Annotated in this window: 8 protein-coding genes; 5 read left to right on the top strand and 3 right to left on the bottom strand. The window is 73.5% G+C overall.

Annotated elements, in window-relative coordinates; translation table 11 throughout:
- Positions 1 to 42: 42 nt before the first annotated feature.
- Genes G3I77_RS21535 through G3I77_RS21520 form a run of 4 tightly spaced genes read left to right on the top strand, consistent with a single transcriptional unit; the run spans position 43 to position 4,685 of the window.
- Positions 43 to 717, top strand: coding sequence for an NAD(P)H-dependent oxidoreductase (locus G3I77_RS21535; RefSeq protein WP_248506179.1), 675 nt, complete (start codon positions 43 to 45; stop codon positions 715 to 717).
- A complete protein-coding gene (locus tag G3I77_RS21530) occupies positions 660 to 1,448 on the top strand; it encodes a thioesterase II family protein (RefSeq protein ID WP_248506177.1) in 789 nt (262 codons plus the stop codon). Before G3I77_RS21535 ends, G3I77_RS21530 begins: the two co-directional genes overlap by 58 nt.
- 30 nt (positions 1,449 to 1,478) lie before the next feature.
- Positions 1,479 to 4,040, top strand: coding sequence for a BTAD domain-containing putative transcriptional regulator (locus G3I77_RS21525; RefSeq protein ID WP_248506175.1), 2,562 nt, complete (start codon positions 1,479 to 1,481; stop codon positions 4,038 to 4,040).
- 60 nt (positions 4,041 to 4,100) lie between these two features.
- Positions 4,101 to 4,685: a hypothetical protein gene (locus G3I77_RS21520; protein ID WP_248506173.1), complete on the top strand. Its 585-nt coding sequence runs from the start codon at positions 4,101 to 4,103 to the stop codon at positions 4,683 to 4,685.
- Here G3I77_RS21520 and G3I77_RS21515 read toward each other — a convergent pair.
- Both G3I77_RS21515 and G3I77_RS21510 read right to left on the bottom strand, forming a co-directional pair.
- Complete coding sequence (locus G3I77_RS21515; RefSeq protein ID WP_248506171.1) at positions 4,638 to 7,082, bottom strand: BTAD domain-containing putative transcriptional regulator; 2,445 nt, start codon at positions 7,080 to 7,082, stop codon at positions 4,638 to 4,640. The two genes, G3I77_RS21520 and G3I77_RS21515, sit on opposite strands and share 48 nt — an antisense overlap.
- A 186-nt stretch (positions 7,083 to 7,268) precedes the next feature.
- Positions 7,269 to 8,870, bottom strand: a complete 1,602-nt coding sequence (locus G3I77_RS21510; RefSeq protein WP_248506170.1) for an aspartate aminotransferase family protein — start codon at positions 8,868 to 8,870, stop codon at positions 7,269 to 7,271.
- A gap of 188 nt (positions 8,871 to 9,058) precedes the next feature.
- On the opposite strand from G3I77_RS21510, the gene G3I77_RS21505 reads away from it, so the two are divergent.
- Positions 9,059 to 9,604, top strand: a complete 546-nt coding sequence (locus G3I77_RS21505; RefSeq protein ID WP_248506168.1) for a flavin reductase family protein — start codon at positions 9,059 to 9,061, stop codon at positions 9,602 to 9,604.
- Between the two features lie 112 nt (positions 9,605 to 9,716).
- On the opposite strand, the gene G3I77_RS21500 is transcribed toward G3I77_RS21505, so the two are convergent.
- Positions 9,717 to 10,910, bottom strand: a complete 1,194-nt coding sequence (locus G3I77_RS21500) for an acyl-CoA dehydrogenase family protein (protein ID WP_282573731.1) — start codon at positions 10,908 to 10,910, stop codon at positions 9,717 to 9,719.
- Between the last annotated feature and the right edge of the window lie 25 nt (positions 10,911 to 10,935).

Genomic DNA, 10,935 nt, shown 5'->3' with positions numbered 1-10,935 from the left:
CCGAGGAATGCGGTTCGGCGCTGGTGCGGAAGGCGGGGGCAGGTGGCCGAGAATGAACGACTGCGGCTGGCGATCATCATCGGCAGCATCAGGAAAGGCCGGTTCGGGCACGTCGCGGCGGAATGGCTGGCCTCGCGGGCCCGGCTGCGGCACGACTTCGACGTGGACGTCATAGATCTCGCCACGGCCTGGCTGCCCGACGTGATGTCCGCCGACCCGTCGGCGCCCAGACCCCAGGCCGTCAAGGACCTCGCGCCCTGGCTGGAGGCGGCCGACGCGTTCGTGGTGGTCACCCCCGAGCACAACCAGACGTTCCCGGCGTCCCTGAAGAACGCGATCGACTGGTACGACGAGGAATGGCACGCCAAGCCCGTCGGATTCCTCTCCTACGGCGGTCCCTCCAGCGGCCTGTGCGCCGTCGCCGCCCTGCGCCAGGTCTTCGGCGAGGTCCACGCCGTCACCGTGAACGAGACGGTGAGCTTCCACAACTACTGGGAACGGCTCGGGCCCGACGGCACCCTGGTCGCCTCCGACGACTGGGACGTGTCGGCCCGGCTGATGTTCGACCGCCTCAGCTGGTGGGCCGGTGTGCTGCACCGGGCCCGGGCAGAGCGCGGATACCACGTACCGCAGGTGAACAGACAGGAGCGCAACGCCCCATGGACGGCCAGTGGTTCCGACGTTTCGGCGATCCCGAGCCCGACGCTCTCAGGCTGATCTGTTTCCCGCACGCGGGGGGCGCGGCCAGCGCGTACCAGCCGCTGTCCCGGCGGCTCCGACCGCACGTCGAGGTACGGGCCGTGCAGTACCCCGGGCGCCAGGACCGCCGGCTGGAGACGCCGGTGGCGGACATCAGGGAGCTGGCCGGGATCGTCGCCGGGCAGCTGGAGGCCGGGGACGAAGCCGGGGACGCCGAGGCGCCCTTCGCGTTCTTCGGCCACAGCATGGGAGCGCTGGTCGCCTACGAGACCGCCCGGATCCTTCAGGAGCGCGGGGCCCGACCACCCCGCAGGCTCTTCCTGTCGGCCCGGGGAGCGCCGGGGCCGCGGCGCAGTCGGCACGACCTGCTGCCGGACGACGACGCGATCCTGGCCGCCGTACGCCGGCTCGGGGGGACCGGCGTGGCCTTGTTCGACGACCCCGAGCTGGTGGCAATGGTGCTGCCGGCTCTGCGAGCCGACTACGCGGCCCTCGCCGCGTATTCCTGGACGCCCCGGGAGCCGCTGCACACGCCGGTCACCGTGCTGTGCGGCGACGCCGACCCGGTCGTCTCCGTCGAGGAAGCGGCCGGCTGGCGGGCGTTCACCCGCGCGGAGTCCGAGGTGCGGGTCTTTCCCGGCGGTCACTTCTATGTGGACCAGCGGCTCGATGACGTGGCCGAGGTGGTACTGCGCGGCGTCCGTTCGGCGAGCGCCGCTCGGGTGGGCAACGACGCCTGCCATGACTGAACACGGGTTGTTCGACGTACGGGGGTAGGCGTGGAATTCAAGGTTCTCGGACCGCTGGACGTGGTGAGCGGCGGGCGGAGTCTCCCGCTGGGCGGCGTCAAGCAGAGAGCGGTGCTCGGCCTGCTGCTCCTCCACGCCAACCAGGTGGTCGCCACCAGCCAGCTCCTCGACGCCCTGTGGCCCGAGGACGCGAGGCCGGTCACGGCACGCAAGATGGTGCAGAACGCCGTGTGGGGGCTGCGCGCCCTGCTCGAGAGCGGCGACGGCGAGGAGCACGAAGCGCCGCGGCTGCTCACCCGGGCGCCGGGCTACGTCCTGCGCGTCGACCCCGAACAGCTCGACGCGACCCGCTTCGAGCGCGCCGTCGCCGCGGGCCGGGCACGCCTGGACGCCGGTGAGGCGGCCGAGGCCGCGGAGCTCCTGGGGGAGGCCCTCGCGGAGTGGCGCGGCTCGGCCCTGTCGGACCTGGCCGAACAGGGAGTGGAGTGGGCCGAGCTGACGGCGCTGCGGCAGCTGCGTCTGGACGCCATGGAGGACCGCTTCGAGGCGGAGCTGGCATGCGGCCGGCACCATGCCGTGCTGGGCGAACTCACCTCGCTGGCCGAGGCCGAGCCCATGCGGGAGCGGCTGTGCGGGCAGCTGATGCTCGCCCTGTACCGCTGCGGTCGGCAGGCCGAGGCGCTGAGCGTCTTCAGCAGGGTACGGCTGGCCCTGGTGGAGGAGTACGGCCTGGAGCCGTCCGCCGCCCTGCAGACCCTGCAGCGCCGCATCCTGCGCCACGACCAGGCGCTGGCCGGCCCCACGGAGGTCCGCGCGGAGCCGGGCACCCCCGAGACGAGCGCACCGCGGTGGCACCCGGTCGCGGAGACGGACCCCGCGCGCACGCCGGTCCGGATGGCCGGGCACGCGGGGGCCGCCGGCCGGATGCGCATGCCGTTGTCCGTAGGTGTCGCGGAGGGCGGCGTTGCGGAGGGCGGCGATCGATCGCGTGCGGGGTCGTCCTTCGGGAGTGCCGAGGGGGGCGGTCGTGTGAGCGGGGCTTCGTCCTTCGGGGCTGCGGAGGGGGACGGTCGGTCGACCGTGGCGTCTTCGTACGGCGTCGCGGAGGGCGGCGACCGATCGCGCGGGGCGTCGTCCTTCGGGGCGGTCGCCGAGTCGGGTGGTCGTGCGCGTGAGGCCTCCTCGTACGGTGTCGCTCAGGGCGGCGAACAGCCAGGCACGGCAACGGGGTTCGGCGCCGCCGAGGGCAGTGCGGTCGCCGAGCGGCGGGACGTGTGCGTGCTCGTGGTGTGCACGGAGTCCGCCGGGGACGCGGCGGCCATGGGGAGTGAGCAGCTGGACACCTCCCTGCACGACGCGGTCACCGTGCTCACCGAGAGCGTCGAGAGCCGCTCCGGGACGGTCGTCGGCTCCATGGGCGGGCTGTGCGCCGCCCTGTTCGGGCTGCGCTCCGACCGCCCCGAGGCGTCGCTCAACGCGGTGCGCGCGGCCTTCGCGGCCCGTGAACGGCTGGCGTCACGGGCGGGCATGGTGATGCGTGCCGTGGTGATCTCCGGCAAGGCCATCGTGCGGCACGACCCGCACGACCCGAGTGCCGCCGTCTCGGTGGTGGGCACCCTGCTCGACAAGGCGCACGGACTGCTCTTGGGCGTCCCGGAGGGCGAGTTGTACGTGAGCGAGGACGTGGCCGGCGACACCGGCGCGTGGGTGAGCTACGACGACAGCGTCCGCGCCGCAGACCCCACCGGCGGCATCCGCAGGGCCCGAGCCCTGCACCCGGACGAGCCCGCCGGACACGGCACCGACACCCGGCCCCTGCCCGAACTCGCCCTGCTGGAGAACATGCTGGAGTACTCGCACCACCATGACGTGCCCTCCATGCTGACGGTGCTCGGCGACCACGGGGTCGGCAAGACCCGCCTGCTCGCCCAGTTCGAGTGCCGCGTCGCGGACGACTTGGACGAGGTGCGGGTCGTACGGCCGCGCGCCCCGAAGGACGGCCAGGACGCCGTCGGCATGGCGGCCGCACTGCTGGAGGCGTGGGCACCGCGGCACGGGACACGGCACGACCCGCCGGAGCAGCGGATCAGAGCCGTCGTCCGCTCCGCCGTCGGCTCCGACGTGGACGCCGCCCGGCTGCTGCGTGTGCTGTGCCCCGCGCCCCACCCCGGCCTGCCCGGACGCGGGGCCGACCTGCTCGCCGCCTGGGGCGAGGTGATCGCGCACGAGGCACGCCACCGCCCCGTGGTCCTCTGCCTGGACGACCTGCACCTCGCCGACGACGTGGTGCTGGACTGGGCGGAGGGCCTGGGCGGCGTCGGCACCGGGGCGCTGCTGGTCGTCGCGTGCGGCCACTCCGACCTGCTGCGCCGCCGGCCCATCTGGGGCAGCGGCTGCGAGCACGCCAGCCGGCTGACCCTGTCGCGCCTGCGTGAACCGGCCGCTCCGCTGCCGCGGCGCACGCTGCCCTTCCCGGACTGCCGCCCGCGGCGGCAGGAGGACCGGGCGAGGCCGTCGGGCCGGATCCACGCCGGGTTCCGGGGCAAGGGAGCCGAGCCGGTCGAGGTGCGGCCCGGGCGGCGGGCCGTGTGATGACCGGGCCGAGGAGTCGCGAATGGGCGGCGTGTGGACGGGACTTGATGTGCTGTCCGCATGGACATCGCATCCCCACGAACCCGCCGTCCCGCGCACGCCTCACCTCGGCCCGGACGTGGCTCCGGCGCCGGTGAGATGGACACCGCGCTGGCCGTCTTCGTCGGCGCCCGGTTCGCCGCGGCCCTGCACGAAGGGCTGAGCCGGGCCGGCCGCCCCCGGGAGGCCTCCCCGGCGCGGCCGGACGACTCCGAGCGCCTCGCCCGCCCGCCCGGGCGCACGGCAGCGCGGCAGGACGCCCTGCTCGCCGAGCACACCGGGGAGATACTGGCCCGCTTCGACGCCGGGCTCCGGGCCGTGCCCGGCGTCACCGCGGCGCAACGGACCCGGATGACCGGGTGGGCGCGGCGGGTGCTCGGCGCGGCGCGGTCCGCCGGCCCGGTGCGCGCGGGAGCGGCGGCCCCCTGGGCGGCTCTGGCCGGGTCCCTGCTCATCGAATCGGCCGCGGACGTCCTGCCCGAGGGATCGGCGGACGGCACGCGGGCCCTGGGCGCCCTCGCCCGTGCCATACGTCTCACCGGCACGGGCGGGACGCGCTCAGGCGACCTCGGACTCCCGGACCGGCGGAAGCAGAGACTCCAGTAGCCGGTCCAGGGCGTCGCCCGTCTCCGGGGTGAGGCTGAGGGTCACCGTGCGCGGATGCGCGGTGGCCCAGCCCGGCCGCCGGTCCGGCAGCCGGGAGTCCGCGCCGACGACGATGAGCAGCGGCACGCCCGCATGGGTCTGCGTCAGCCGCTCCACCATCTCCAGCAGCGCGTCGTCGGCGTGCTGGAGGTCGTCCCAGATCAGCACCAGCGGCTGCTCGCGCGCCGCCCGCGCCAGGAACGCACCCCACGCCCGGAGCATCTCGCCGGGCTTCTCCCGCTCGTGCGCCGCCCGCCGGGGGGACAGCAACCGGGCCAGGGGTGCGTACAGGTCCGCTCCGGCCGCCGGGTCGCCGCCGAGGCGGTTCAGCGTGGCCCGCAGCCGCGTTGCGGCCTGGGCCTCCGGGCTGCCGGGGTCGATGCCGCAGTACGCGGCCAGGATCTCCGCCGGCACCGACAGCGCGGAGCCGGTGTGCGGCGCCGGAACCGTGCCGGCCAGCACCCGCACGGGGCCGCCGTGGCTCTCCTCCACCCGGCGCTGGAACTCCATCAGCAGACGGGTCCTGGCCCGGCCGGACCCTTCGATGAGGGTGATCAGATGCGCGGTCGAGCGCTGCCGGGTGTGCAGCAGGGTGTGATGCATCAGCTCCAGCTCACTGACGTGGGCACCGGCGCCGTCCGGGCCCCACGCCAGGTCGGTGACGCCGTCGTGCAGGGCGTGCAGTTCCCACGGGGCGGCGGCAGAGGCGCAGGCCCGCCGGAACGTCGCCGCCCGCTCGACCTGCCGGTGGGTCTCCTCACAGACGTGGATCTCCCCGGCCTGCACATGGGCCAGCATCGTCCGGCAGGTGTCGACGAGCCTGCCGCCGCTCCAGGGCGGCGGCGGATCGTCCGAGGGCCGACGCGGCAGCAGGGCCTCCCCGGACGCCACGGCCCCGTGCACGGTGAGGCCGCGCACGGCGGCCTGCGGCGGTGCGAGCGTGCCGGTGGGGACGCTGAGGCTGTCGCGGACGGCGGCCGCGGTGCGGACCGCGCGCTCGGCGCCGTCCGCCGGGTCCGTCCCGTCGGCGAACACGGAGAGCACGGTCGAGCCGAGCACGGCCGTCACCCGGCCGCCGTGGAGTTCGGTCTTCTCCCGGGCGATCTGGGTCAGGGCGTCGACCACCCGGTCCCGGTCCTCGGCCAGCACCCGGCCCAGTTCCGCGCCGAGCCCGAAGCGGAACATGACCACGCTGGCGGTACGCGCCTCGTGCCGGCCGGGGGAGGAGACTTCGGTGGCTGTGGCTGTGGCTGTGGCTGCGGCGGGGGCGGGGACGGACGGCCCGCCGCGTGCGGGCGGATCGGTGCACGCGGCCCGCATCGCGGGCGCGGGCGGTGCGGTGCGTGCACCCGGCTCCGTGTGTGCGGGTGGTGTGGTGGGTGTGCCGGGTTCCGTGCGTGCACCCGGCTCCGTGTGTACGGGCGGTGCGGTGGGCGCGGCCGGCACGCCGCGTGCGGCCGGGCCCGTGGGCGCCGTCGCCGTTGCCGCGGGTGCGAGGGCCGCGGCGGGCAGGGGCGGGGAGGGCACGGGCCGGGGAACCGGGGCGAGGTTCGCCGGCTCCCGGCCGCTCACCGCGCGAGGCGCCTCCAGCGTCGGGTCCTGGGTGAGGATCGCCTGCTGCAGCCGGTGCAGTTCGCGTCCCGGCTCCAGCCCGAGCCCCTCCACGAGCGCGGTGCGCACCCGGCCGAAGACCGCCAGCGCCTCGGCCTGCCGCCCGCACCGGTACAGGGCCACCATGAGCTGCCCCGAGGCGCGTTCCCGCAGTGGCTCGGCGGCCACCAGGCTCTCCAGGTCGGGCAGGACGAGCTGGTGCCGGCCGCAGGCGAGGGCGGCCTCGAAGTGGTCCTCCATGACATCGAGCCTGCGGTTCTGCAGGGCCGTCAGCTCCGGCCAGCAGACACCTTCCTCCACCAGGTCGGAGAGGACGGGCCCGCGCCACAGGGCCAGCGCCTCGCCGAGCGAGCGGCGGGCGCGCTCCACCTCGCCCGCCGCCAGGGCGGCGCGGCCGGTCACCACCCGCTGCTCGTACTCGAGCAGGTCGACGCGCCGCTGGGGCACGCGCAGCAGATAGCCGGGCGCACGGGTCAGCAGCTCGGGACTCTGCTCGGTCCGCGGCGGCCGCGACAGGACGCCGCGCAACTTCCAGACGGCGTTCTGCAGGATCTTGCGCGCGGTCATGGGCGCGTCGTCGTCTGCCCACAGGGCCGACAGCATCTGGCTGGTGGACACCACCTGATTCGCCTGGAGCAGGAGATACGCCAGCACGGCACGCTGCCGGTGCCCGCCCAGGTCCACCAGGTTGCCCGGCGGTCCCCCCGCATGCTCGACCTCAAGCGGCCCCAGTAAGCGGAACTGCATGGACTCCCCCGTTTCGCTTGCTCCGGCATGCTGTGTTTCCCGGGACAGGTGTGGGGCCTGACGGGGCGTCATCGACCCGCTTCCCGTACTGCTTCCGGTCGGGAGCCGGCCCGGTCACGGCCGGCACCCGGCCGGAAATGCCCTGGGAGCCCGCCGGTGGGGGGAGGCGGCGGCCCCAGGGGTGGATCAGCGGCCCGCGGCGGTGAGTTCGTCGCCGGCCTGCTTGCGCAACAGTGTGCACACGTCGTGCAGTCCGGCGTACAACTGACCGAGTTCGGCGTCTGTGACATAAATCGAGGGTTCGAAGCGCAACGTGCTCACCGCGCTGGCCGTCGGGAACGTCCGCACCCGGTGGCGGCGCAGCAGATGGCCCGCCAGGAAGTAGCCGAACAGCCCGCTCTGCGCGATCTGGCGCAGTTCCGGCGAGGAGGCGTCGGACTGGTCGTGGAATTCCAGGCCCTGCATCAGTCCGTGTCCGCGTACCTCGGCCACCACGTCGGGGAATTCCGCCCGCAGTGCGTCGAGTTTCGCGCGCAGTGCCGCTCCGCGCTCCTCGGCCTGCCGGTAGGCCGCACCGCCGTCTCTCTCCAACAGCTCGAGGACCTTCAGGGCGATGTGGCAGGAGAAGCTGTCCTTGGCAAAGGTTGAACTGTGCACAATTTCGAAATCGCGGCGGTAGCGCTTCTCGCGCACCAGCATCACGGACGCCTTCGCGATGCCACCGCCGAGTGTTTTGGCCAGGGTGTAGTAGTCACCGCGCAGGCCGATCCGGGAACTGGCGAGCAGGGCGCCGGTGCGGCCCATTCCGCTCTGGATCTCGTCGACGACGACGGGGCAGTCGATCCGGGCGCAGAACTCCTGGATCTCCCGCGCGAACTCGCGGGACAGGACGCGAATTCCGCCCTCTCCCTGAATGGGCTCGATGAGGAAGGCGCAGAACACCGGGAACTCGTGCTCCGTCACCGTGATCCGGCCGTTCTCCGTGCTCAGGCCGAGCAGGACCCGGCGCTCACGCGCGTAGACGGCGGTCAGATCCTCGGGGCTGTCGTGCGGGACGAACCGCGCCTGCGCGGCGAGGGACTTGAAGGGCAGCCGGTAACCCTCGTTGTGGGTCAGCTGCACACTGCCGGCGAGCTTGCCGTGGAAGCCGCCCTCCAGGGCGAGGAACAGCGGTGGGGCGGCGGCGATCTCGTCGTTGCGGCGCCTGATCGCGGCCTCCAGAAGGCGTACGGCATCGTTGTCGTCTGCGGCGAGGGCGACGCCGAGGCGAGCGGCCGCCTCCCCGTGGACGGTGGCGGACCCGTCGGCCACCGCGGCGCGCGCCGCCGCGAGTTCGGCGTCGACGGAGCCGAGCAGTCCGGACACGCGCATGCCCCGGTCCAGTTCGGCGTGCTTCACGGCGGCTTCCACCGCTTCCGCGCCACTGTTCCCGAAGATGGCGTAATAAGGCTCACCGTCGGAGAGTTCACGCGCGATGATGCGGTTCAGTTCGGCGGCCAGCCGGTTGGCGTACGGGTGGCGCGAGAACTGGGCGTGGATCGGTGTATGTTCGGCGAGCAGCTGACGGGCGTGCGCGGTGATCTCGGGGTGGTGATGGCCGAGCAGCACCGAGCCGTAACCGCCGGCGAAGTCCACGACCGGGAACTCGGTGCCGTCGTCGTCCCGTACGTACAGGGTGTTTCCCTCGGCGCGTACGTATTCCACCGCCAGTCCCGCGGTGTTGAGTACCTGGCGCAGATAGGGCTCGGCGAGTTCGCGTTCCGCGGCCGCGGTGGAGGTCTCAGTCATGTCCTCAGGGTCCGATGGCCGGGTAAACGTCCGGTCATTGAAAGGTCATCGGTGACGCCCGGTCACAGGAGGCCCACCGGTTACCCGGGCATGAAGGAACCGCGAGACGCCGCGACTACGTTGATTGCGCCGGCTGCCCCTTCCGTGCGGACGGCACTGACGTGTCCCGTGACCCATCGGAGAGTGGCATGAATTCCGCGTCCGCCGAACTCGATCACGCTGCCGTGCGTTCCGGTCACGAGCCGGTACGCCCGGACCGGCTGCGCGGGGTGATGTCCCGCTTCGCCACCGGCGTCACGGTCCTCACCGTGGGCGGGGAGCACCTGCACGCCATGACGGCGAACGCCTTCAGCTCGGTCTCCCTCGACCCCCCGTCGGTGCTGTGCAGCGTCGGCCACAGCGCGGTCATGCACGGAGCGCTCACCGGCGCCGGGCGCTTCGCCGTGAACATACTCGGCGCCCACCAGGAGCCGCTCGCCCGGCACTTCGCCGACAAGAGCCGCACGCTGGGTGCCGCCCAGTTCGAGCGCGTCGACTGGCGTGCGGGCGAGCACACGGGGGCGCCGCTGCTCGACGACTCGGTGGCGTGGCTGGAGTGCGAGCTGACCGAGTCGCACGCGTTCGGTGACCACACCATCTTCATCGGCACCGTGCTGGCGGCGGGCGAGGGCGCGACCGGTGACGGGCTGCTCTTCGTCAACGGTCGCTTCGGGAAGCCCGCCACCACCTCCTGACCGTTCCGGCATCCGACCGCCGGGTGCGGCGGACACGACAGGGCGGCACCACCCACCGGTGGTGCCGCCCTGTCGTGTGTCCCGGCCTCCCGCCGTCGCGGGAGGCCGGCCGTCACAGGAAGTAGGTGCCCGGGTCCATGCCGACCAGGACCCGCCCCTGGACCTCCAGGTTGGCGTCCCGCTGGACCAGGGCGTGCAGCGAGAACCCCTGGATGTCGCGGTGGAACCGCTGCAGGGCGACCTCGCGCCGGATGACCGAGCCGCCGCTCGCCGCGTACAGCAGTTCCACCGCCTCCTTGGCCAGTTGTGCCGCGTACGCCGTCCGGCCGCGGATCACGGCCTTCTCCTCGTCGGTGGGCTGCTCGCCGGCGTCGGCCCGGGTCTGTAGGACCTCCAGGCACAGGTCCGCCAGGGCCTCGGCGGCATCGATCTTGTTGGCGGCCGTGGCGACCTGGATCTGGGTGAGCGGGTGCAGCTTCTGGTCGGTCCAGTCGGTGTACGTGATCCCCCGGCCGGGCAGGCGCTCGAGGAACAGCTCGTACGCGCCGCGCGCGATGCCGGTGAAGGCCGCGGTGACGCCGGACAGGACGTAGCCGAGCAGGCCGTAGTTGCGGCCGGTGGCGCCGGTGTTCTCGCGGTCGCCGGTCGCGCTGATCATGGCCTCCTCCAGGGAGACCACGCGGTGGGCGGGCACGAACACGTCCTCGGCGGCGGTGGTGCAGCTGCCGGTGGCGGCTCCCGAGCTGACGTGCCAGTCGTCGGTGACCTCCAGCTCGGAGACCGGGACCAGCGCGACGAGTTCCTCGGTGGTCCCGTCCGGGCGCTCCACCATCGCGGCGAGCAGGTCCCAGTCGGCGCCCCGGACACCGGAGTTGTAGCCCCACGTGCCGTTGAGGCGGTACCCGCCGTCGACGGGGGTGAGGGTGCCGGTCGGGGCGAAGACGATGGACACCCGGGTGGTGCCCCCGGCGAACACCTCCTTCTGCGCCCGGTCGGGGTAGAGGGAGGCACACCAGGTGCTGGTGAGCCAGACCATGGTCAGCCAGCCGGTGGACGGGCAGCCGCGCGCCACCTCGGCGATGACCTTGAACTGGTCGGCCACGCCGAAGTCGAGCCCGCCGTGGGCACGGGGCACCGCGGCGCGGAACACCCCCGCCTTCTCCAGCAGCCGGATGTTCTCGTCGGGGACCCATCGCCGTTCCTCCGCGTCCGCGCCGTTCGCGCGCAGGGTGGGGACGACATCGCGTACGGCGTCCAGCACGGACGCCAGGTCTTCCTGGTCGGTCACTGTCTCTCCTCGGACCATCTGGGGGGTTTCCGGCACGGCGGAG

It is taken from the genome of Streptomyces sp. D2-8 (assembly GCF_023184515.1).
Classification (GTDB): Bacteria; Actinomycetota; Actinomycetes; order Streptomycetales; family Streptomycetaceae; genus Streptomyces.
This window is presented reverse-complemented; position numbering and strand designations above follow the sequence as displayed.

Bases quoted from the DNA above. Each gene is read 5' to 3' on its own strand.
- G3I77_RS21530 (WP_248506177.1), top strand. From the start codon at position 660: ATGGACGGCCAGTGGTTCCGACGTTTCGGCGATCCCGAGCCCGACGCT.
- G3I77_RS21520 (WP_248506173.1), top strand. From the start codon at position 4,101: ATGGACATCGCATCCCCACGAACCCGCCGTCCCGCGCACGCCTCACCT.
- G3I77_RS21515 (WP_248506171.1), bottom strand. From the start codon at position 7,082: ATGCAGTTCCGCTTACTGGGGCCGCTTGAGGTCGAGCATGCGGGGGGA.
- G3I77_RS21510 (WP_248506170.1), bottom strand. From the start codon at position 8,870: ATGACTGAGACCTCCACCGCGGCCGCGGAACGCGAACTCGCCGAGCCC.
- G3I77_RS21505 (WP_248506168.1), top strand. From the start codon at position 9,059: ATGAATTCCGCGTCCGCCGAACTCGATCACGCTGCCGTGCGTTCCGGT.
- G3I77_RS21500 (WP_282573731.1), bottom strand. From the start codon at position 10,910: ATGGTCCGAGGAGAGACAGTGACCGACCAGGAAGACCTGGCGTCCGTG.